Genomic DNA, 21,147 nt, shown 5'->3' on the forward strand with positions numbered 1-21,147 from the left:
GCCTGCACGGTTCGAGGCGCCCTCAGGCGGTCAGCGCCTCGGGCGTCGGCGCGTCGAGACCGCCGAACAGCCGCCGCCCGGGCATCGCCGCCAGGAGGCCACGCGTGTAGGCGTGTTCGGGCGCGGCGAAGATAGCCTCGGCTGGCCCAGCTTCGACGATCCGGCCTTGCCGCATCACCGCCACCCGGTCGGCGATCCGCGCGGCGATGCGCAGGTCGTGGGTGATGAACAGCATCGCGAGGTTGTACTCGGCCCGGAGCTCGGCGAGCAGGTCGAGCACGCGGGCCTGCACCGAGACGTCGAGGGCCGAGACCGCCTCGTCGGCGACGAGGACGCGCGGCTTGAGCGCCAGCGCCCGGGCGATGCAGATGCGCTGGCGCTGGCCACCGGAGAACTCGTGCGGGAAGCGGTCCGCCGCGGAAGCCTTCAGGCCGACCCGGTCGAGCAGCGCCCGCGCCTCGGCCATCGCCTGATCTCGCGGCACCCCGTAGGCCATGGGCCCGCGGGCGATCGCATCGCCGACCCTCTGGCGCGGGTTGAGCGCCGCGAACGGATCCTGGAACACGATCTGGATGCGCCGCCGCGCGGCCCGCAGGGCCTCGCCGCGCAGGGCCAGGAGATCCTGGCCCTCGAAGGTAATGCGGCCCGAATCCGGCTCCGCCAGGCGCAGGATCATCTGGCCAAGGGTCGACTTGCCCGATCCGGATTCGCCGACGACCGCCACCGTCTCGCCGGCCGCGAGGGTGAGGGAGAGGGCGTCCGCGGCGACCACATGCCGGGGCGGGCGGAACCAACCCTGCCGCAGGGTGAAGGTCTTCGAGAGCGCCTCGATCGCGAGGAGCGGCGGCCGCGCCGCCGGGGCCGCGCGCGCCGGGCGGCTGCCGGCATGCGGCACCGCCGCAACCAGCGCCCGGGTGTAGGGATCGCGCGGCGCGGTCAGGACCGCCTCGGCGCTGCCCTGCTCGACGACCCGGCCGTCGCGCATCACCACGACGCGGTCGGCGACCTCCGCGACGACGCCGAAATCGTGGGTGATCAGCAGGACGCCCATCCGGCGCTCGCCCTGGAGCCGGCGGATCAGCGCGAGGATCTGGGCCTGCGTGGTGACGTCGAGGGCGGTGGTCGGCTCGTCGGCCACCAGCAGCGCCGGGTTGTTGGCCATGGCGATGGCGATCATCACCCGCTGGCGCTGGCCGCCCGACAATGCGAACGGGAAGCTGTCGCGGATCCGGGCCGGGTCGGGCAGGCCGACGGCCTCGATCAGCGCGCTGACCCGTGCGGCGACCGCGGCGCGCGGCGTCGCGGGGGCCTGGGCCCGAATGGCCTCGGCGATCTGCGCGCCGACCCGCTTCAGCGGGTTCAGCGCGCTCAGCGGCTCCTGGAAGATCATCGCGGCGTCGCGGCCGCGAACGGCCCGCAGCTCCGCCTCGGAGGCCGTGGCGATGTCGCGCCCGCGCAGCGTGACCGCGCCGCCCGCCATCGCCACGCCCGGCGGCAGCAGGCCGAGGATCGTGTGGGCGATCATCGACTTGCCGGAGCCGGACTCGCCCACGAGGCAGACGATCTCGTTGGCGTTGACGGTGAGCGAGACGCCGCTCACCGCCTGGGTGCGGTCGGCGCCCGCCGGCAGGCTGACCGAGAGGTCGGTGATCGACAGGATTGGCGCGCTCATGCGCGGCTCCCACGGGCGAGCCGCGGGTTGAGCGCGTCGTTGAGCGCCTCGCCGACGAGGTTGATGGCCAGCACCGTCACGAGGATCGCGGCGCCGGGGAAGACGCTCATCCACCAGGCCTGCCGGATGACCGTGCGGGCGGCGCCGACCATGTAGCCCCAGGACATCAAGTTCGGGTCGCCGAGGCCGAGGAAGCTGAGCGCGCTCTCGATCAGGATCGCGGTGGCCACCGTGAGCGAGCCGGTGACGATGATCGGCGCCACGGCGTTCGGCAGGATGTGGCGCAGGACCAGGGCGGCCGGGCGCTCACCCTGGCAGGTGGCGGCGCGCACGAAATCCCGGTTCCGCAGCCGCAGGAACTCGCCCCGGGTCAGGCGCGCCAGGGGCGGCCAGCTGATCGCCGCGATGGCCAGGATCTCGTGGGACAGCGACGGCCCCAGGGTGGCGACCAGCAGGACGGCGAGGATGAAGCCCGGGATGGTCTGGAACAGCTCGGCGACCCGCATCAGCCCGGCATCGACCAAGCCTCCGAACCACCCGGCGGTCGCGCCGACCACGACCCCGACCAGCAGGGCCGCGAGCGTCGAGGACAGGCCGATCGCCAGCGAGACCCGGGCACCGTGGGCGAGGCCGGCCGCGATGTCGCGGCCCATCGTGTCGGAGCCCAGGGGCAGGTCCGGGCTGAACGGCGGCTCGAACGGGGCGCCGACCATCTCCCAGGGATCGACCGGCGCCAAAAGCGGCGCGAGCAGCGCCACCGCGACCACCGCGGCGAGGAGGACGAGGCCGATCGGGCCGCCGGGATTGCGCAGGAACGCGCGAACGAAGCCCATCACGCGGCCCTCGCGGAGGCGGCGATCCGCGGGTCGATCAGCCGCGCGAGCAGGTCGGTCAGCATGTTGATCAGGATCACGAGCACCGACATCACGAGGAAGAGGCCGAGCAGGACGGGGTAGTCGCGCTGGCTGAGGGCCTCGAACACCAGCCGGCCGAGGCCCGGCCAGGCGAAGACGGTCTCGACCACCACCGAGCCGCCGACCAGCGCCCCGGCCTGCATGCCGGCGACGGTGACCACCGGCAGGATCGCGTTGCGGATCATGTGGTCGCGGATCACGCGGCCGCGGGTCAGGCCCTTGGCCCGGGCGGTCTTCACGTAATCCTGGGCGGCGACCTCGACGATCGCGGTCCGCATCAGGCGGGCGTAGACCGCGAGGTAGACCGCGGCGAGCGACACGGCGGGCAGGACCAGATGCGCCAGCACGTCGCCCACTTGCCCGAGCGGCGAGAAGGTCGCGCCGACGCTGCGGTAGCCGAAGGCCGGCAGCCATTCGAGCTGGACCGAGAAGACCAACACCAGCATCAGGCCGAGCCAGAAGACCGGCATGGCGTAGAGCACCAGCGCCACGAGGCCGATCAGCGTGTCGGACCACCGGCCCGCCCGCACCCCGGAGAGCGTGCCGAGCAGGATCCCGAAGCCGAGCGCCAGGGCGAAGGCCGTGCCGGTCAGCAGCAGGGTCGCGGGCAGGCGCTCCAGGACGAGGCCGAGGACCGGCCGCTGCTGCCGGTAGGAATAGCCGAGGTCGAGCCGCAGCACCCGGCCCAGATAGGTCGCGAGTTGCACCGCGTAGGGCTGGTCGAGGCCGTACTCGGCCCGGAGCTGGCGGAGCAGGGTCTCGTCCGAGGCGCCGGACTGGCCGGCGATGACCTGCGCGGGATCGCCCGGCGCCGCGTGGACGAGGGCGAAGTTCACGCTGGCGATGACCAGGATCACCGCCAGCGTCCGCGCGATCCAGGCGGCCAGTCCGGCCAGCATCCTCATGCGCGGTAGGCCCGGGCGAAGGTGTCGTTCACGCCGCTGCCGGTGACGACGAGATCCTTGATGTGCTTGTCGGTGAAGGTCGGGAAGTCGAGCTCCATGAGCCACGCCACCGCGGCGTCCTCGACCAAGATCTTCTGGACCTGGCTGTAGAGTTTCTGCCGGGTGGCGTCGTCCGGCGCCACGGCGGCGGCCTCGAACAGCCGGTCGACCTCCGGGTTGCTGTAGCCGGACGTGTTCGAGAACAGGATGCCCTTGCGGATGTTCGAGGAAATATAGGAGCGCGACACGCCGAGCGCCGGATCGCCGTACTGGTAGGTCCAGGGGGCGGAGATCTCGAATTCCCAGTTGCCGCAGCGCGCCGCCCAGCCGCCGACATCGATGCCCTCCAGCACGATGTCGATCCCGACCTTGCCGAGGGACTGGCGCACGTACTCGGCCACCCGCTGCCACATCTCGCCGTAGGGCGGCACGAGGTACTTCAGGCTCACCCGCTTGCCGTCGGCGCCGGGCTTCAGGCCCATCGCGTCGAGGAGCGCCACCGCCTTGGCGGGCGCGTACTCGTATTTCGGCACGTCCGGCTCGTAGAACCGGGTCTTCGACGAGACCGGGCCGGTGGCGACCTTGCCGAGGCCGAAGAACACGCGCTTGCGCAGGGCCTCCCGATCGATGGCGTACAGCACCGCCTGGCGGAAGCGCCGGTCATTCATCGGCGCGATGCGGGTGTTCATCTCCAGCCAGAGATGCGGCGCGTAGAACTCGTAGCCCTTCGTGGTCATGTCGAGGTTCGGCAGCGCCTTGAGGCGCGGCACGTCGAAGGCCTCGACATCGTTCCACTGGGTGAGCTGGATCGTGCCGCTCTCCAGGGCGACCGCCCGCGAGGCCGCGTCCGGGATCACCCGGTAGTAGATCTCGTCGAGATAGGGCTCGCCCTTCCGGTAGTAGCCCTCGTGGCGCACGAGGTGGATGTGGGAGCCCTTGACCCACTCCTTGAGCTTGAACGGTCCCGTCCCGATCGCCCGGGCGTTGTTCGGGTTCTGCCGCAGGTCGGTGTTCTGGTAGAGCGCCTTCGAGATGATCGGCGCGGTGGTGGCGTCGAAGGCATGCAGGAACGGCGCGAAGGGCTCCTTCAGCTTGAACACGACGGTCAGCGGATCCGGCGCCTCGGCCGAGGCGAGGCGCGCGAAGGTGCCGCGCGCCCGGGCGTGAGCCTCCATCAGCGCCTTGGTGACCGAGAACACCACGTCGTCCGCGGTCATCGGCGAGCCGTCGTGGAAGGTGATGCCGGGGAACAGCTTGAACGTGTAGGTCAGGCCGTCCGGGCTGCGCTCCCAGCTCTGGGCCATGCCGGGCTTGGGCGTGAGATCGAAATCGTAGGTCAGCAGGCTCTCGTAGATCTTGCCGCACACCGTGAGCGTCGGCGCCTGCTGGTTGAGCGCCGAGACCAGGATCGCGGGCTCGGGCTGGATCACGGTGTTGAGGATGCCGCCGCGGGTCTGTCCGAAGGCCCGCGTGATGCCGAACGGAACCGGCCCCGCCGCACCGGCGGCGAGAACGAGCTTGGCGAAATCGCGACGGTTCATCCGTGACCTTTCCAGCGCCTCGGAACCTGCGCCGGGGCGATCCTGCGATCCCCAAAGCAGACCGGGGCCGCCTCGGTCCGATGCATCGACCAGGCCAGTTGCCCGGCTGTGGCGGCAGGTGGACCGGTCCATGTCGTCAAACCGCGCCCGGCGTCGTCTCCCGGCGCTCGCCGGCGACGCGGCATCACCGGCGTGGGGCGTGCGCACGGTTGGTATCCGGCTTGCCTAGCGGGCCCGGGACAGAGGGTGAATGCGTATGAGACGATCCTGGCTTTCCGGGCTGCTCGCGGCCGCGGCATGGCTCGCGCCGGCCTCCGCCGGAGCGGAAACAACCTTGAAGGCGGTGCTGGAAGCCGAGATCGTCACCCTCGATCCCTACTTCACCACGGCCTACATCACGCGGACCTTCGGCTACATGGTCTACGACACGCTGTTCGCGCCGGACGCGAAAGGCGTGTTCCGGCCGCAGATGGTCGACACGTGGTCGGTGTCGGACGACCGCCTGACCTGGCGGTTCACCCTGCGCGACGGGCTGCGCTTCCACGACGGCGCGCCGGTCCGGGCCGCCGACTGCGTCGCCTCGCTGCGGCGCTGGGCGGCCCGCAGTGCGCTGGGCGGCCGGCTCATGGACGTGACCGCAGCCCTCGAGGCCACGGACGACCGGACCGTCGTGCTGACGCTGCGGGAGCCCTACGGCCTCGTGCTCGACACGCTCGGCACGACGTCGAGCCCCACGCCGTTCATCATGCCGGCCCGGCTCGCCGCGACGCCGCCCGCGACGCAGCTCACCGAGGTCGTGGGATCCGGTCCCTTCGTCTACGACCGCGCCGCGCATATCCCCGGCGACCACATGCTGCTGCGCCGGAATCCCGATTACCGGCCGCGTCCCGAGCCCGCCGACTTCCTGGCGGGCGGCAAGGTCGTGAAGGTCGATGCCCTCGACATCCGCGTCATCCCCGACGGGGCGACCGCCACGGGCGCCCTCGGCGCCGGCGAGATCGACTTCATGCAGTACGCACCCTTCGATCTGATCGAGCAGATCGAGGGCAACAAGAACCTGGCGGTGATGAACTTTACCGGCCCGCATCGGTTCACGGGCCATTTTCGCATCAACACGGCGGCCAAGCCGTTCGACGACCCGGCGATCCGGCGCGTCCTGCTGCGGCTCGTCGATCAGCGCGAGGTCCTAGACGGGTTCGGCCTCGAGCCGCGCTTCTCCCAGACCTGCGACGCCTTCTTCATCTGCGGCTCGCCCTACGAGACGCATGTCGGAACGGAGCTCCTGCACGATCCGTCGGTGGCGGCGGCACGGGCCGCCCTGAAGGCGACCGCCTACAAGGGCGAGCCGGTGATCGTGATGGTGGCCAACGATCTCGAGGCGGCGCGCGTGTCCTCGACCATCCTGGCCGACCGGCTGAAGCAGGCCGGCTTCACCGTGGATCTGCAGGTCATGGACTGGGCGGCCCTGCTGGCGCGCCGCACCAAGAAGGCCGGGTGGAGCCTCTTCGGCATCCACGCCCTGGGCCTCGATCTCAGCTCGCCGCTGACGAACTCGGCCATCAACTTCAACTGCAAGGACGCGGCAAGCTCCGGGTTCATGTGCGACCCGCGCATGGTCGGCCTGTTCGACCGCTTCGCCCGCGAGCCCGATCTGGACAAGCGGCGCGCCATCGCGGGCGAGATCCAGGCCATCGTCTACGGCGAGGGGCTGGTCGTCCCGTTCGGCCAGTTCGCGCAGCCCGCGGCCTACCGCACCTCGCTCACCGGCCTGATCCCCTCGGCCGTCCCGCTCTTCTGGAACGTTGAGAAGCAATGAGCGCAGCGCTGTACGATGTCGTCGTGGTCGGTGCCGGCTCCGCCGGGGCGGCCCTGGCGGCCCGCCTCTCGGAGGATCCGCAGCGCCGGGTGCTCCTGCTGGAAGCCGGGCGCGACTGGCGCTCGCACGAGGCCCCGGCGGCCCTGCGGTCGGCCAACATCATCCCGTTCATGTACGACCCGGGACATCAGGGCGATTGGCAGTGGCCGGGGCTGATGAGCCGGCGGACCCGCGTGCAGGAGCCGCGCTTCTACTGGCGCGGTCGTGCGCTCGGCGGCAGTTCGACGGTGAACGCTCAGATCGCGATCCGCGGTGTCCCGGCGGCCTTCGATGCGTGGGCGGAACAGGGCTGCACCGGCTGGTCGGCCCGGGACGTCCTGCCGCTCTTCGACCGGATCGAGGACGATGCCGATTTCGGCGCCGAGACGGGTGTCCGTCGCGGCGGCCCGCTGCCGATCTACCGCGCGCCACCGGAGGCCTGGGGCGCGGTGGATTTGGGGCTGCGGGAGGCCGCGCTCGCTGCCGGCTATCCCTGGAAGGCGGACCTGAATGCGCCAACCGGCGAAGGCGTCTCGTGCAACCCGATCAACAGCCGGAACGGTCACCGGGTCACCACCAACGACGGCTACCTCGAACCGGCGCGCGGGCGTCGAAATCTCGAGATCCGCGGCGGCGCCCTCGTCGATCGCGTCCTGTTCGAGGGACGCCGCGCGGTCGGGATCCGCGTCCGCTTCGGGACGGAGCCCTGGACCCAGATCCACGGCCGCGAGATCGTCCTGTGTGCCGGCGCCGTTCATAGCCCGGCCATCCTGATGCGCTCCGGGATCGGCCCGGCCGCGCAACTTCAAGCCCTCGGCATCCCCGTCCTCGAGGCGCACGCGGCGGTCGGCGGCAATCTCATGGATCATCCGATCCTGCGGGCGACGATGGACTTGAGGCCCGAACACCGGGCGCTCGGTCCGGACGCGCGACACACCAATTGCTGCGTGACGTATTCGAGCGGTCTCGCCGGCGGAGGCGAGCGCGACATGATCCTCGTCGCGTACAATCACCGGGGGCTCACGGGCCCGGAGCCGACCCCGCAAGGTGCCGTCGGCGCCGGGCTATACGATGCGTTCTCGCGCGGTTCGCTGCACCTGACGTCGGCCGATCCCGAGATCAATCCGATCCTCGAGGAGAACATGCTCGACGATCCGCGCGACCGCTTGCGGATGCGCGATGCCGTGCAACGCCTCGCGCGCCTGATGGCGCAGCCAGCGCTGGCCGATCTCGCTACGGCGATCCGGCTCGGCGACAGCCCGCTTGCGATCGGCGAGGCCGCGCGACTCCCGGATTCCGAGCTTGACGACCTGATGCTCCATGAAGCCGGCGATATCCAGCACGCAGCCGGCACCTGCCGCATGAGCGGGTGGCAGGATTCATCCGGCGTCGTCGACCCGGATCTCAAGGTGCGCGAGATTGGCGGACTGCGCGTATGCGATGCTTCCATTATGCCCAGTGATTGCCGGGCCAATTTGCATTTCACCTGCGTAATGATCGGTGAGAATCTCGCTCTGCGCATGGCTGAGCGGTGATCTGCGGACCGTCTTGGTTTGCTCGCGGAAGCGCATCTTGCCGGATCGACAGCACGTCGTTCCGGCGCCAATCTGCACCCGCGGTCTCCTGTATCAACTTGAACCCCGCCCAGCCGAGCGAGAGGCTGAGGGCGCGGCAAGGAACAGGCGACAGGGCCTATCAGACCCACCGTGACGATGCGGCGCCCAACCCTCCCTTATCGGAGCCGTGCCGCTGAGTCGGTCATGAATTCAGTCGCAAGAAGCCTTATCCCGTCCTGAGCCATAGCCCATCCGACGTCGCCTCGATCTCAAACAGCCGAAGGGCACGAAACGACCAGCCCGGCGAGACGGAGCCATCCCGGAGGTCGAAAGAGGCGAGATGCCTGGGGCAGAGCAGTCGTCCGCCGACGCACCGGCCGAGAGCGAGGTCCGCCCCCTCGTGCGGGCAGGCCCGCTCGGCGGCGACGATCCGCTCGCCGTCCCGCACGAGAAGCAGGTGGCGTCCTCCCGCGGTGATGGGCATCAGGTCCCGGTTGCCGAGCAGGTCGCCCGGGCCGAGGCAAATGCCCGCCGTTCTCCCGGTTTCAACCACCGAGATAGGCGTCCCGCACATGTGGGTCGGCGATGAGGGCCTGCCCGGTCCCCTCGAGCACGATGCGGCCGGTCTCGAGGAGGTAGGCATAGTCGCAGAGTTCGAGGGCCGCGAACGCGTTCTGCTCGACGAGCAGAACGGTCGTGCCGGTGTCGCGGACCGCCCGGATCACCGCAAACATGCGCTCGACGATGTTGGGGGCGAGCCCCAGGGAGGGCTCGTCGAACAGCACGAGCTTCGGGCGCCCCATCAGCGCTCGACCGATCGCCAGCATCTGCTGTTCGCCGCCCGAGAGCGTGCCGGCCGCCTGGTCGCGGCGCTCCGCGAGGCGCGGGAACTCCCCGTAGATGCGGTCCAGATCCGCCCCGACCGCCGCCCGGTCGCGGCGCAGGTAAGCGCCCATGGCGAGGTTCTCGGAAACGGTCATCTGCGGGAAGACGCGTCGGCCCTCCGGGCAATGTGCGATGCCCTCGGCCAGGATCCGGCGAGGCTCCGCCCCCGCGATGTCCCGGCCGACGAACCGGATCGCGCCGGAGCGCGGCGGGACGAGGCCGGAGATCGCCCGGAGCGTCGTGGATTTGCCGGCGCCGTTCGCGCCGACGAGGGCCACGAGCTGACCCTCGCGCACGTCGATCGTGAGCCCTTTGAGCGCGGTGACGTGGCCGTAGCCGCAGACCAGATCGCGGATCTCAAGCATGAGCCGCCTCCTGCGCCGACGCGGCGGCCTGCCGGGCGGCGCTGCCCTGGCCGAGATAGGCCTCGATCACCGCCGGATCGGTTCGGATCCGGTCCGGCGGCCCCTCGGCGATCAGGCGGCCGTAGTTGAGGACGACGATGCGGTCGGAGACCTCCATCACCATCGGCATGTCGTGCTCGACGAGGAGGATGGTGATGCCGCGCTCGCGGATCTGTCGGATCAGCCGCACGAAGATCCGCGTCTCGGAGGCGTTCATCCCTGAGACCGGCTCGTCGAGGAGCAGCATGGCGGGCTCGGTGGCGAGCGCCAGGGCTACGCCGACGAGACGCTGCTCGCCATAGGCCAGGGAGCCGGCCTTCTCGTGCGCTCTGGCGGTGAGCCCGACCCAGTCGAGAAGCGCCTCGGCGCGGCCGCGCAGCTGCGTCGCACCGGCACCCGAGCGGCCGAGAAGTGCGTCGAGAACCGGTACGCGCGCTGACCGGGCGCCCATCTGGTGCAGGCCGATCATCACGTTGTCGAGGACCGTATCGTCCGGGAAGACGCTGGTGCGCTGGAAGGTGCGGGCGAGGCCGAGCCGCGTGATCGCGTGCGGCGCCAGCCCGCGCAGGGGCGTGCCTCGGAAGCGGACTTCGCCTTGGCTGGGCTTCAGAAAGCCGGTCATCACGTTGAAGGCGGTCGTCTTGCCCGCCCCGTTCGGGCCGATCAAACTGACGATCTCGCCCTCGTGCACGTCGAAATGCAGGTCGGCGATGGCGACGAGGCCGCCGAAGCGGACCCCGACATGCTCGACCGAGAGGATCGCGCTCATCGCTGCACCGCCGGATCGGGTTCGAGGACGCGCAGAGGCCGCGCCGGTTGCCGGCCGAGAAGCGATGCGAGCCCCGGGACGATGCCGCGCGGCATCACGAACAGGATCACGATCAGAACGAGACCGTAAACGATCCACTGGGCTTCCGGCGCCATAACCGGGCGGAGCGCCACGGGCAGCAAGCCGAAGATCAGCCCGCCGACGACCGGGCCCATGAGGCTGCCCTTGCCGCCCGCCACCACCATGATGACCATGTTGACCGTGGTGGCGAACAGGAACACGTCGGGGTCGATGATGCGCAGGTAGTGGGCGTAGAGGCTGCCGGCTGCGCCGGCCATGGCGGCCGAGATCACCGCCGCCACCGTCAACGTGCGGGTGGCGTTGATGCCCACCGAGAGTGCCAGCGACTCGTTCTCCTTGAGGCCCCGCATCGCCCGCCCGAAGCGCGAGCCGACGAGGCGGGCGATCACCAGGTAGCAGAGCGTGCCCACGCAGAGCACGAGGTAGTAGTTCTGGAGCTTGGTCCTGAGGGTCCACATCCCGAGGCCCGGAAGGCCGAGCGTGATCGCCGGGATGTTGGTGAGCGCGAGCGGGCCCTGGGTCAGCTCCACCCAGTTCAGGGCCACGAGCCGCACCACTTCGGCGAACGAGATCGTCACGATCACGAAGTAGGCGCCGCGCACCCGGAAGGAGAGCCGCCCGATCAGGTAGCCGCAGCCGCCGGCAGCGACCGTCGCCAGCAGGAAACCGACCCAGGCCGGCCAGGGCTCGTGGACCACGCGGATGCCGAACCCGAGGTCCACATCGAAGCCGAGGCTCGTCAGCGCACTGACGTAGGCGCCGATGCCGAAGAACGCGATGTGTCCGAGGCTGAGCTGCCCGGTGAAGCCGAGGAGCAGGTTCAGGCTCATGGCGCCGATCGTCAGGATGCCCGTCACGATCAGCGCGTTGAGGAGATAGGGATTGGCGCCGAGCACCAACGGCAGGGCGACGAGGCCGGCCAGCAGCGCGAGCGGGAGGAGCCGGGTCATCCGATGCGCTCCGCCTTCGCGAACAACCCGGTGGGCTTGTAGAGCAGGACCGCGATGATGATCAGGAACCCCATGGCGTCTCGGTAGCCGGAGGAGACGTAGCCGGCGCCGAACTCCTCCGCGAGCGCCAGGACGAAGCCACCGATGGCGGCGCCGGTGACGTTGCCGAGGCCGCCGAGAATGACGATGGCGAAGGCCTTGAGTTCGGCCAGGCCGCCCATCTGCGGGAACACAACGTAGACCGGTCCGAGCAGGGCGCCGGCGGCCGCGGCGAGCGACGAGCCCAGCGCGAAGGTGGCCGTGTAGATGCGGCGCACGTCGACGCCCATCAGCGCCGCCGTGTCGGAATCCTGGAAGGCGGCGCGCATGGCGAGCCCGAGCTTGGTTCGGTTGATCAGCGCGTAGGTCAGGGCGATCAGAGTCAGCGCCGCGCCGAGCACGAACAGCCGCAGCCAGGACACCGAGACCGGGCCGATCTGGAGGGGCGCCTCGGGGAACGGCGACGGGATCGCCTTGGCGACACCGCCGAAGGTCCAGAGCGTGCCCGATTGCAGGATGATCCCGGCGCCGATCATCACCAGCATGGTGGTGTCGATGTCCGAGCCCCGGAACGGGCGCAGCAGCAGCAGCTCGATCGCCGCCCCGAGCAGAAGCCCTCCGAGGATCGCCACCGGCAGCGCCAGGAAGAAGTTCAGGCCGAGCGCCGCGACGGCCAGGTACATCACGTAGGCGCCGACCGTGTACAGCGCGCCGTGGGTGAAGTTCACGACGTTCATGATCCCGAAGATCAGCGTCAGGCCGATCCCCAGCAGCGCGTAGGTGCCGCCGAGGACGAGCGCATTGACGAGGTGCTGGATCAGTTCGTCCACGGACAACCTCCGAGGGTGCGCCCCCGGCCGCGAAGGCCGGCTGCAGATCGAGGGGCAGGCCTGCCGGCGGTCAAGCCGCCGGCAAAGGGGCGCTCACAGCGCCGGAACGGTGACGCGGCCGTCCTTGATCTCGATCAGGTAGACGTCGGGCTTGCTCTGGCCGCTCTCCTTCCCGGCGGGGCCGGCCTTGGCGAAGCGGATCGGCCCGTTGAGCCCGACGAAGTCGACGGACCAGAACGCCTTGGCGATCGCTGCCGGATCGGCCGAGCCCGCCTTCTCGATGGCGTGCGCGATCGCCCGGATGCCGTCGTAGCCGCGGAAGCTCTCGGTGACGCCGGCGAAGTCGAAGCCGCGCTTCTTCCACGCCTCGATGAAGGCCCCGGTGGCCTTCGGGTCCGGCGTCTTGTCGGGCGACCAGGGCAGGAAGGTCGTCAGGTGCATCGTGCCGTCGGCGGCCGCCCCGGCCTGGGCGATGATCTGGTCCGGGTTCTGGGAGCCGCCGGTGGTGATCACGCGCTTCTTCAGGCCGAGGGCGGCCATCTGCTTGAACAGGAGCACGAGCTGATCGACCGAGCTCGTGATCATGATCGTGTCGGCATCCGAGGCCTTCAGCTTGGCGAGCTGGGCGCTCATGTCCTGCGCGCCCTGATCCATCGTCTCGACGAGTCCGACCGTGACGCCCTTGTCCTTGAGCATCTTGCCGAAATCGGTCGCCGCGCCGCGGCCGAAATCGTTGTTGAGGACCAGGAAATCGACCTTCTTCATGCCGAGGCGAGCGACCATCGGCGCGAAGGTCTCGGCCTCCAGCGACGAGGGTGGCGAGATCCGGAACACGTACGGGTTGCCCGAGGTCGTGATCTTGCCGGACGAGGACGTCTCGACCAGCATCGGCGTCTCGTAGTCCATTAGCTTCGGCATGACGGCGAGCGTCAGGCTAGAGCCCCAGGCCCCCATTATCACCGGGGTCTTGTCGCTGGTGATCAGCTTCTCTGCGACCGCGGCAGCCTCGGTCGGGTTGCTCTTGTTGTCCTCGATCAGGAGCTCGATCTTCTTGCCGAGGACGCCGCCCTTGGCATTGATCTCGTCGGCGGCGATCTTGGCGCCGTTGACCACGTAGGTGCCCGAGGCCGCGAATGGCCCGGTCAGCGGCTCGTTGACACCGATGCGGATCGTGTCCGCCCGAACGCCCGTCGCCGCGAGGGCCAGCAGGATCGCGGTCGTGAGGGTGAACCTGCTGGGCATTCTCGTGTCTCCGTTGCGTGGAACTATGGAAGGGCGAGGTCAGGGGCGGCCGAACCACGCTGCGAGGCGCGCGCGGACGAGGTCGAGCAGCAGTCGGAGCGGATTGAGACCGGTCGGTACCGGGGCGGCGACGCCCGAGAGGCGGGCGTCGACGTTGCGGGCGAATTCAGCCGCGATGCGACCGGCGACGTCGCGCACGAGGCCGGGGCGGCCGAACTGGGCGAGCGGCCCGGTCAGGGTGTAGCCGACCTCCAGTTCGATCCGGGCTGTGCCGGCCGCCGGTCCCGGTCCGACGCGATAGCGGATCCGGCCCTCGGTGGCCGAGCGGCCCCCGGCATCGCTACCGGCACCGCGGACCGAGCCGCTCCGCGCCGCCTCGTCCCGCTCGATGCGGGCGCGACCTCGGAATGTCGCGGCGATCGGTCCGATCCGCACCTGCAGACCGCCCTCGACCGTGTCGGGGGTCGGTCGCGCCGTCAGCACGGCGCCCGGCAGGCAGGCGGCGACCGCCTCGATGTCGCCGAGGAGGGCGAACACCGCCTCCGGAGGGTGGGCGAGGTTGAGGGCTTGCACGAAGCCATGGGCCGGCGCGAAGGACGCGGCGAGCTCAGCCACCGCGGCGGGGGCGACCGACGCGGCCGCGCTGGTCGGAAGATGGAGGGCAGCTACGGTCCCCCCGCCGGTCCGGGCGCCGACCGGGCCGAGCGCCCGCTCGACACCGGACTCGGGGGAAATGCCGCGCGCGCGCCGCGCCGCGATCACCGCGATCACCGCCCGGACGATACCGGCGTACCCGGTGCAGCGACAGAGATTGCCCGAGAGCCCGACGCGGATCCGTCGTTCGTCCGGCTCGGGCAGACGCAGGACCAAGTCGCGCGCGGCCACCAGCATGCCGGGCGTGCAGTAGCCGCACTGGAGCGCGTGCTCGCGATTGAAGGCGGCGCGCAGCTCGCCCGCGATTTCGTCCGAGTCCAAGCCCTCGATCGTGGTGACGGCGGCGCCCGCGCAAGCGCCCACGAAGGTGAGGCAGGCGCGGGCCGGCTCGCCATCGAGGAGCACGGTGCAGGCGCCGCAGACGCCGTGCTCGCAGCCAAGATGCGTGCCGGTGAGGTCCAGAGCGTCGCGCAGTACGTCGCCGAGGTGGCTGCGCGGCTCGGCAGCCAGACGCACGGCATGGCCGTTGACCGTCAGCGCAAGGGCCATCCGGCCGGCCCCGGGATCCGCCAGCGCGGCGCTCATGCAGCCTCCAGACGACGGTGCAGGGGAGTGGGTTTGGCCGCCTGCGCCACGGCACGAGCCAGAACCGTGACGTGGATATGCCGCTCGACCGCGTCCGCCATGCCGGACTCTCGCAGGGCCTCATCCGCCGCCCGCGGATCGAAGCGCGCGACGAAGTCGGTGCCGACGCAGCCGCCGAACAGCGGGCGGGCATCGGCGAGGAGCACGGGCGGTCCCTCCACCGCGCCGATCACGGCGCGCCCCCGGCCCGCGTCGGGTTCGAGGCGCACGGCGCCGATGGCGTGAGCGAACTCACCGATCTTCGCGCAATGCTTGACGTAGCCCCAGGCCGCGCCCGCCGGCAGCGACGGCACGCGCACGGCGACGAGGATCTCACCCGCACCGAGCGCCACTTCCAGCGCACCGGTGACGAAACGCTCCACCGGTAGGGTGCGGCGGCCGTCCCGCCCCGCGATCTCGACCTCGGCGCCGAGGGCCGTCAGGGCGCTGACCCAGTCGGCGGCCGGATCGGCGTGGACGAGGCTGCCACCGACCGTGCCGCGGTTGCGCACCGGCCGGTAGGCGATCGCGGCCGCCACCCGCTGCAGAGCCCCGCCGGTGAGGTCGGGCACCCGTCCGTCCTCGATGTCGGCATGGGTTACGCAGGCCCCGAGCACGAGTGTCTCGCCCTCGACCCGCGCCTCCCGGAGTTCAGGTACGCCGGTGATGTCGATGACGAGGTCGGGTTCGACGAGGCGCAGGTTCAGCATCGGCCCGAGGGATTGGCCGCCCGCGATCAGCTTCACGCCGGCGGGCGCCTCGGCGAGGCGCGCCAGGAGCGCGGGCAGGCTGTCGGGGCGCTCCCAGGCGAAGGCCGCGGGCTTCATGCAGCCTCCCGCGCGGTCGCGGCGGGGTTTCCGGCAGCGAGCACCGCTTCCACGATCCGCCGGGGGGTGACAGGGGAGTGGAGCATCTCGACGCCCAGCGGCGCGAGGGCGTCGTTGACGGCGTTGGCGAGCGCCGCGGGCGGCGCGATGGCGCCGCCCTCGCCGATGCCTTTCTGGCCGAAGCGCGTGTAGGGCGAGGGCGTCTCCATGTGGTCGATGCGGGCCATCGGCACGTCCGGCGCGCCGGGCAGCAGGTAGTCGGCGAAGGTCGAGGCGAGCGGCTGGCCGCGGCCGTCGAAGCGCATCTCCTCAAGGAACGCCGTGCCGATCCCTTGCGCGAGGCCGCCGTAGATCTGGCCGTCCACGACCAGCGGGTTCACCAGCGTGCCGCCGTCCTCGACGATGACGTAGTCGAGAATCTCTACCGCCCCGAGTTCGGGATCCACCGCCACTACGGCCGCGTGCGCCGCGTACGAGAAGGTGCCGGAATCGCGCACCGGCTTGTAGCCGGCGGTGACTTCGAGCCCGCCCGGATCGGTGTCGGGCGCGAGATCCTGCGGGCGCCGGTACCAGGTGCGGGCGATCGCCTCGAGCGGGACGTCGCCGGTGGGACCGACGACGTGGCCGCCCTCGAAGCGGCACGCCTCGGGCTGCGCCTGGAGCAGGTGGGCACCGATCCGCACGGCCCGGGCCCGCAGCTCCTCGCAGGCCGCCGCCACGGCGCCGCCGGCCATCACCATGACGCGGGAGCCCCAGGATCCGGTGGAGTAGGGGGTCATGGCGGTGTCGCCGTGGACCAGGCGGGTGCGCGCCACCGGGACGCCCAAAATCTCGTGGGCGACCTGGGCGAGCGTCGTCTCCAGGCCCTGGCCGTGGGAATGGGCGCCGATCCGCAGCTCCAGGCCGCCGTCCGGGGTCAGGCGGGCGCTGGCCTGCTCGTGGCCGGGCACCATCGGGATGCCCCAGCCGGAATAGACCGAGGTGCCGTGCGCGGCCTGCTCGCAGTAGATCGCGAGGCCGAGGCCGATCCGGCGCCCGTCCGGCTCGCCCTGACGCTGGCGGGCGCGGACCGCCTCCACGTCGACGACCTTCAGCGCCCGGGCGAGCGCCTCCGGGTAGTCGCCGCTGTCGAAATGCTTCTTCGTGATGTTCTCGAACGGCATCTGCTCGGGCCGCACGAGGTTCTTCTCGCGCACCGCCTCGGGCGGGATCCCGGCCGCGCGGGCGACGGCGTCGAGGACGAGCTCCAGGGCGAAGCAGACGCCGGTGCGCGCCACTCCCCGGTAGGGCAGGATCGGGCACTTGTTGGTCGCCACCGACCACGTGCGGCAGCGATAGGCCGGGAAATCGTAGGGCCCAGGCAGGATGCTGGCGACCTGCGCGGCCTCCAGGCAGGCCGAGAACGGGTAGGCCGAGTAGGCGCCGGAATCGACCGTGGCCTCGCAGTCGATGCCGCGCAGCCTTCCGTCCCGCTCCGCGTACGCAGTGATGCGGTAATGGTGCTCGCGGCAATTGGCGTTGGCGGTCAGGTGCTCGCGCCGGTCCTCGAGCCAGCGGACCGGATGGCCGCGGCGGAGCGCGAGCCAAGTAAGCGCCACGTCCTCCGCGAGCAGGATCGCCTTGTAGCCGAAGCCGCCGCCGACATCCGGCGAGACGATGCGGATGCGCCCCTGTTCGAGTCCGAGGCATTCCGAGAGGCCGTTGCGCACGATGTGCGGCATCTGGCTCGCGGTGTGGACCACGAGCTGGTCGAGGCGGTGATCGAGCTGCACCACGGTGCCGCGACCCTCGATCGGCGCCATGCACTGGCGGCCCGTCGAGATGGTGCGGCTGACCTTGATCGGTGCATCGAGGGCACTCTCAATGCCCACATCGACCAGGGTCTCCAGGAAGACGTTGTCGCCCCAGTGCTCGTGGACGAGCGCGGAGCCCGGCTCGCGCGCGGCCAGCATGTCGTGGACGGCGGGCAGCTCCTCCAAGTCGAGCACCACGGCCGCGGCAATGTCCTCGGCCTCCGCGCGGGTCGGAGCGACGCACATCGCGACGAGCTCGCCCACTTGCCGGACCTTGCCGGTGGCGAGGACCGGCTGTTCGGAAACCTTGAAGCCGGGCAGCCCCGAGACGGCGCGGATCGGCAGCACGCCGTCGAGGTCGGCGGCGGTGAAGACGCGGTCGCGATAGGCCTCCGGGACGTGGACGGCGCGGATGCGGGCATGGGCCAGCGGACTGCGTACGAAGGCGACGTCCTGCAGTCCCGGCAGACGGATGTCGCCGACATACTGGCCGCGCCCGCGCATCAGGCGCTCGTCCTCCTTGCGGGGCAGAGAAGCCCCGACACCCTCGCGGCTCATCGGGTGCCTCCGAGAAGGCCCTGCGCGGCACGGGCCAGGATGCCGTCGGGACGGCGGAATCCATTGAGGATCGAGAAGTGGTCGGCGCCGGGCACCGGCAGCAGGGTGCCCGGCGCGTGGGCGGCGCTGCGCAGGGCGTGGAGGTTGCGCGCGTCGTGGACGAGGGCGGGCAGCTCCCGGCTGCCGTAGGCGACCGTCATGGGCTTCGGCGTCACCGGCAGGCGCAGGGGCGACAGCGACTCGATCTCCGCTTCGGTCAGGCCGAGCTTCTCGTTCAGGTAGGTCTCGCGGATCGGCGCGAGGTCGTAGACGCCGGAGATCGCCAGGACCGCCGCGACCGCCGGGTGGCCGAGGTGGAGGGCGGCAAGCTGCGCGCCCGCGGACCAGCCGGCGAGGATGATTGGGCCGCCGATCCCGCGCGCCACGCCATGTTCGGCGAGCCAGTCGAGGGCGGCCCCAATCTCGGCGACGATGCCGCTAAGGTTCGCCTCGGGCGCCAAGGTGTAGCCCGGCATCGCCACCGCCCAGCCGGCGGCGTTCAGCCCCTCCGCGAAGCAGGCGAAATCGGCCCGGGCATTGCGCTGCCAGTAGCCGCCGTGGACGAAGACGAGGCAGGGGGCCTGCGCGTCCGCCGCCGGGTAGAGGTCGAAGGCTGTGCGGTCCCCCGCGGCGTACGCGATGTCGAGCCCCGCCGGATGCGCGGCCCGGTAGGTCGCGGAGGCGGCATTGCGGGCCGCGACCTGCGCGGCGCTGTCGGGCACGCCCGCGTTGTTGTCGTAGCAGGCGCCCCGGGCCGCCGCGTCCAGGCTGGCCCATCGGCAGCGCGGATCCGGCGGTGTCGGATCGTCCAGAACGAAGGCGGGCACCGGCACCACCTCAGGCCGCGATCGCCTGGGGCAGGATCGGCGAGTCGGCCTCGAAGCGCTTCCCTGCGCGCAGGCAGAAGGCGGGGCGCAGCAGGCGGTCGGCGATCACCCGCGTATCCTCGTTGTCGCGCAGCAGGAAGCGGCCGCGGTCGTCGTGCAGCACCGAGACGTCGGCCGCGTAGCCGACCTTGAGGGCGCCGATCTGGTCGCTCATGCGCAGCATCTCGGCCGGGTGCGACGTCACCATCGGCACCACGTCCTCCAGCGGGATGCCGAGCGCCATCATCGAGCTCATCGCCTGGGTGAGGCTGAACCGGGCCTGCCCGAGGAACGGGTGGTTCTCGTCGTCGTGGTGCTCGTCCGGGGTGCCGGCGGGCTTTTTCACCTCGGGCACCTCGGTGTTGTAGCCGTGCATGTCGGCGCCGAGCGTGTAGGGGATCACGCCGGCCGGCAGCGAGGCGCGGGCGACGCGGTAGGAGAAGTGGCTGCCGTGGCCGACATCGACCTTGAGCCCGGCCTCCATGGCCCGGCGGATGATGTGGTGGACCTCGCCCTGCTCGTTGATGAAGCCGCCCGGGTGGCGGGTGAAGGGATGGGCCAGCACGTCGCCCGGCCGCAGCAGCGGGATGACCCGCTCGACGATGGTGTCGGCGTCTTCGCCGTTGGCCCCCGATTCCGGCAGGCCCCAGAGCTGGCCGAAATGCACGTAGAGCGGCAGGTCGGCGCGCCGGCTGATCTCGGCCGCCATCTCCATCACCTTGATGCCCCAGCGGGCGAAGCCGCCGATCTCGGCATGGCCCTTGATGCCGCGCACGAGGTCGCGGTTCTCGGTGGCCGACTTCACCGTCGCGTCGATGTCGACGCCGTCCGGGCTGTAGAGGTTCGGATAGAAATGACCCTCAAGGCCACCGACGAGATAAGCCGATAGGAAGGCGAGCACCTGCGTCTCTGAGCGCTCGGCGATGAAGTGGCGGAAGCCCGGCAGCGTCATGCAGGACGGGCCGCCCTGGTCCACTACCGTGGTGACGCCCGAGCGCACGCCGACCATGTCGGGGTTCAGGCCGAAGCGGCCCGTGACGTACTGGTAGACGTGGGCATGCGTGTCGATCATGCCGGGCAGGACGAGCTTGCCCGCGACGTCGACCACCTCGTTGGCGGCCGAGGGCAGGATGGTGTCCGCCACGGCGGCGATGCGCCCGTCCAGCACCGCCACGTCGCGGACGCTGTCGATGCCAGAGGCAGGGCAGATGACCCGCCCGCCACGCAGAACCAGATCGTAGCGGCGATTGTCCATCTCGACCTCGTGATCCTGGCCAGCTCGCGCAGGCCCCGTTCTTGCCAAATGCGAAGCATGCTTCGTAACCCGGTCCTGCACAGGGCGTGCCAAGGCTGGAAGCGATCTGCGGAGACGGGTGATGGATGAGGGTCTGCAAGCCGGCCTCGCAGATGAGGCGGCGGCAACAGAGGCGCCAGAAGGCACTCGGCATTGGCCTCTGGTCGACCGCCCGGGTTTCCTCGCGCGCCGCATGCACCAGATCCACGTCAGCCTCTTCGCTGAGCGCTGCGCCGCTTTCCGCGTCACCCCGTTGCAGTACAGCCTCCTCTCCGTCTTGCGTGACTTAGGGGAGGCCGATCAGACGACGCTCGCGAGCGCGGTCGCTCTGGACCGAACGACGACGACCGGCGCCGTCAAACGGCTGGCGGCGCGCGGCTTGGTCAGCCGCTCGACATCGCCCATGGATCGCCGCGCCCAGATCTGTCGCCTGACAGCGGAGGGCGCGGCGCTCCACAGCGCGATGGAGTCAGCGGCGCGACTGGCGCACGCTGCGACAATCGAGGCACTCACGCCAGCGGAACAGGTCCACCTGACCGAGCTTCTGAGACGTGTCGTCGACGGGCACGAACACCGGCGCGGACAGGCCACCATTACGTGAGGTGTGTCTACGGCGAGGTGGGGTCGGGGGCTCGTCCGCTTTTCCGGCGGCTCTTCTCCGAAGCGGACCAGCCGCTTTCGGCCAACTTCCGTCAGGCCGGCCTGCCATCGCGCGCAGAACCGGACGTTCGGTTTCGCGCCCATTGTAGCCGTTCACCCCCACCTACTTGCATCCCGGAAGCAGACATCGAAGAGAGGCTCAGTCGTGGA

General features: G+C 70.7%; 18 protein-coding genes. 3 read left to right on the forward strand and 15 right to left on the reverse strand.

The annotated features are described in order from the left end of the window. Positions 1-22 precede the first annotated feature (22 nt). The 4 genes from AC3WSN_RS21630 to AC3WSN_RS21645 are packed head-to-tail and all read right to left on the reverse strand — an operon-like array spanning position 23 to position 5,071. On the reverse strand, positions 23-1,672 hold the full coding sequence (locus AC3WSN_RS21630) for an ABC transporter ATP-binding protein (protein WP_492540720.1): 1,650 nt from the start codon (positions 1,670-1,672) through the stop codon (positions 23-25). Next, the gene (locus tag AC3WSN_RS21635) at positions 1,669-2,505 is read right to left on the reverse strand and encodes an ABC transporter permease (protein WP_492540722.1); all 837 of its coding nucleotides are present in this window, start codon (positions 2,503-2,505) and stop codon (positions 1,669-1,671) included. The genes AC3WSN_RS21630 and AC3WSN_RS21635 overlap by 4 nt, the downstream gene beginning before the upstream one ends. Then, positions 2,505-3,491 (reverse strand): ABC transporter permease, encoded by a 987-nt coding sequence (locus tag AC3WSN_RS21640; RefSeq protein WP_492540724.1) that lies wholly within the window; start codon positions 3,489-3,491, stop codon positions 2,505-2,507. Before AC3WSN_RS21640 ends, AC3WSN_RS21635 begins: the two co-directional genes overlap by 1 nt. Then, positions 3,488-5,071, reverse strand: coding sequence for an ABC transporter substrate-binding protein (locus AC3WSN_RS21645; RefSeq protein ID WP_492540726.1), 1,584 nt, complete (start codon positions 5,069-5,071; stop codon positions 3,488-3,490). Before AC3WSN_RS21645 ends, AC3WSN_RS21640 begins: the two co-directional genes overlap by 4 nt. A gap of 250 nt (positions 5,072-5,321) precedes the next feature. On the opposite strand from AC3WSN_RS21645, the gene AC3WSN_RS21650 reads away from it, so the two are divergent. Both AC3WSN_RS21650 and AC3WSN_RS21655 read left to right on the forward strand, forming a co-directional pair. Then, positions 5,322-6,887, forward strand: coding sequence for an ABC transporter substrate-binding protein (locus AC3WSN_RS21650; RefSeq protein WP_492540727.1), 1,566 nt, complete (start codon positions 5,322-5,324; stop codon positions 6,885-6,887). 8 nt (positions 6,888-6,895) lie between these two features. Beyond that, on the forward strand, positions 6,896-8,461 hold the full coding sequence (locus AC3WSN_RS21655; protein ID WP_492543200.1) for a GMC family oxidoreductase: 1,566 nt from the start codon (positions 6,896-6,898) through the stop codon (positions 8,459-8,461). A 247-nt stretch (positions 8,462-8,708) separates the two neighbouring features. Here the strand turns inward: AC3WSN_RS21655 and AC3WSN_RS21660 are convergent, their stop codons facing one another. From AC3WSN_RS21660 to AC3WSN_RS21710, 11 genes are all read right to left on the reverse strand, one after another. Next, complete coding sequence (locus AC3WSN_RS21660) at positions 8,709-9,125, reverse strand: Rieske (2Fe-2S) protein (RefSeq protein WP_492540729.1); 417 nt, start codon at positions 9,123-9,125, stop codon at positions 8,709-8,711. Further along, a complete protein-coding gene (locus AC3WSN_RS21665; RefSeq protein ID WP_492540731.1) occupies positions 9,028-9,732 on the reverse strand; it encodes an ABC transporter ATP-binding protein in 705 nt (234 codons plus the stop codon). The genes AC3WSN_RS21660 and AC3WSN_RS21665 overlap by 98 nt, the downstream gene beginning before the upstream one ends. Further along, positions 9,725-10,540 carry an ABC transporter ATP-binding protein gene (locus AC3WSN_RS21670; RefSeq protein WP_492540733.1) on the reverse strand — a complete coding sequence of 272 codons (816 nt, stop codon included), beginning with the start codon at positions 10,538-10,540 and terminating at the stop codon, positions 9,725-9,727. The genes AC3WSN_RS21665 and AC3WSN_RS21670 overlap by 8 nt, the downstream gene beginning before the upstream one ends. Then, complete coding sequence (locus AC3WSN_RS21675; RefSeq protein WP_492540735.1) at positions 10,537-11,571, reverse strand: branched-chain amino acid ABC transporter permease; 1,035 nt, start codon at positions 11,569-11,571, stop codon at positions 10,537-10,539. Before AC3WSN_RS21675 ends, AC3WSN_RS21670 begins: the two co-directional genes overlap by 4 nt. Beyond that, the gene (locus AC3WSN_RS21680; protein WP_492540737.1) at positions 11,568-12,440 is read right to left on the reverse strand and encodes a branched-chain amino acid ABC transporter permease; all 873 of its coding nucleotides are present in this window, start codon (positions 12,438-12,440) and stop codon (positions 11,568-11,570) included. The genes AC3WSN_RS21675 and AC3WSN_RS21680 overlap by 4 nt, the downstream gene beginning before the upstream one ends. 93 nt (positions 12,441-12,533) lie before the next feature. Beyond that, positions 12,534-13,682 (reverse strand): ABC transporter substrate-binding protein, encoded by a 1,149-nt coding sequence (locus AC3WSN_RS21685; protein ID WP_492540739.1) that lies wholly within the window; start codon positions 13,680-13,682, stop codon positions 12,534-12,536. Between the two features lie 39 nt (positions 13,683-13,721). Continuing rightward, positions 13,722-14,921, reverse strand: coding sequence for a xanthine dehydrogenase family Fe-S subunit (locus tag AC3WSN_RS21690; RefSeq protein ID WP_492540741.1), 1,200 nt, complete (start codon positions 14,919-14,921; stop codon positions 13,722-13,724). After that, a complete protein-coding gene (locus tag AC3WSN_RS21695) occupies positions 14,918-15,787 on the reverse strand; it encodes an FAD binding domain-containing protein (RefSeq protein ID WP_492540743.1) in 870 nt (289 codons plus the stop codon). The genes AC3WSN_RS21690 and AC3WSN_RS21695 overlap by 4 nt, the downstream gene beginning before the upstream one ends. Next, the gene (locus tag AC3WSN_RS21700; protein WP_492540745.1) at positions 15,784-18,138 is read right to left on the reverse strand and encodes a xanthine dehydrogenase family protein molybdopterin-binding subunit; all 2,355 of its coding nucleotides are present in this window, start codon (positions 18,136-18,138) and stop codon (positions 15,784-15,786) included. The genes AC3WSN_RS21695 and AC3WSN_RS21700 overlap by 4 nt, the downstream gene beginning before the upstream one ends. Beyond that, positions 18,135-19,004, reverse strand: coding sequence for an alpha/beta hydrolase (locus AC3WSN_RS21705; protein WP_492540747.1), 870 nt, complete (start codon positions 19,002-19,004; stop codon positions 18,135-18,137). Before AC3WSN_RS21705 ends, AC3WSN_RS21700 begins: the two co-directional genes overlap by 4 nt. A 10-nt stretch (positions 19,005-19,014) precedes the next feature. Beyond that, complete coding sequence (locus AC3WSN_RS21710) at positions 19,015-20,298, reverse strand: amidohydrolase/deacetylase family metallohydrolase (protein WP_492540749.1); 1,284 nt, start codon at positions 20,296-20,298, stop codon at positions 19,015-19,017. A gap of 121 nt (positions 20,299-20,419) precedes the next feature. Between AC3WSN_RS21710 and AC3WSN_RS21715 the strand changes: the two genes are divergently transcribed. After that, a complete protein-coding gene (locus tag AC3WSN_RS21715) occupies positions 20,420-20,938 on the forward strand; it encodes a MarR family winged helix-turn-helix transcriptional regulator (RefSeq protein ID WP_492540751.1) in 519 nt (172 codons plus the stop codon). Positions 20,939-21,147: the final 209 nt, after the last annotated feature.

This window comes from Methylobacterium sp. FW102-HT35C08, from assembly GCF_058790235.1.

Bases quoted from the DNA above. Each gene is read 5' to 3' on its own strand.
- AC3WSN_RS21665 (WP_492540731.1), bottom strand. From the start codon at position 9,732: ATGCTTGAGATCCGCGATCTGGTCTGCGGCTACGGCCACGTCACCGCG.
- AC3WSN_RS21660 (WP_492540729.1), bottom strand. From the start codon at position 9,125: ATGCCTACCTCCTCGAGACCGGCCGCATCGTGCTCGAGGGGACCGGGC.
- AC3WSN_RS21635 (WP_492540722.1), bottom strand. From the start codon at position 2,505: ATGGGCTTCGTTCGCGCGTTCCTGCGCAATCCCGGCGGCCCGATCGGC.
- AC3WSN_RS21640 (WP_492540724.1), bottom strand. From the start codon at position 3,491: ATGAGGATGCTGGCCGGACTGGCCGCCTGGATCGCGCGGACGCTGGCG.
- AC3WSN_RS21685 (WP_492540739.1), bottom strand. From the start codon at position 13,682: ATGCCCAGCAGGTTCACCCTCACGACCGCGATCCTGCTGGCCCTCGCG.
- AC3WSN_RS21670 (WP_492540733.1), bottom strand. From the start codon at position 10,540: ATGAGCGCGATCCTCTCGGTCGAGCATGTCGGGGTCCGCTTCGGCGGC.
- AC3WSN_RS21630 (WP_492540720.1), bottom strand. From the start codon at position 1,672: ATGAGCGCGCCAATCCTGTCGATCACCGACCTCTCGGTCAGCCTGCCG.
- AC3WSN_RS21675 (WP_492540735.1), bottom strand. From the start codon at position 11,571: ATGACCCGGCTCCTCCCGCTCGCGCTGCTGGCCGGCCTCGTCGCCCTG.
- AC3WSN_RS21715 (WP_492540751.1), top strand. From the start codon at position 20,420: ATGGATGAGGGTCTGCAAGCCGGCCTCGCAGATGAGGCGGCGGCAACA.
- AC3WSN_RS21700 (WP_492540745.1), bottom strand. From the start codon at position 18,138: ATGAGCCGCGAGGGTGTCGGGGCTTCTCTGCCCCGCAAGGAGGACGAG.
- AC3WSN_RS21650 (WP_492540727.1), top strand. From the start codon at position 5,322: ATGCGTATGAGACGATCCTGGCTTTCCGGGCTGCTCGCGGCCGCGGCA.
- AC3WSN_RS21710 (WP_492540749.1), bottom strand. From the start codon at position 20,298: ATGGACAATCGCCGCTACGATCTGGTTCTGCGTGGCGGGCGGGTCATC.
- AC3WSN_RS21690 (WP_492540741.1), bottom strand. From the start codon at position 14,921: ATGAGCGCCGCGCTGGCGGATCCCGGGGCCGGCCGGATGGCCCTTGCG.
- AC3WSN_RS21695 (WP_492540743.1), bottom strand. From the start codon at position 15,787: ATGAAGCCCGCGGCCTTCGCCTGGGAGCGCCCCGACAGCCTGCCCGCG.
- AC3WSN_RS21645 (WP_492540726.1), bottom strand. From the start codon at position 5,071: ATGAACCGTCGCGATTTCGCCAAGCTCGTTCTCGCCGCCGGTGCGGCG.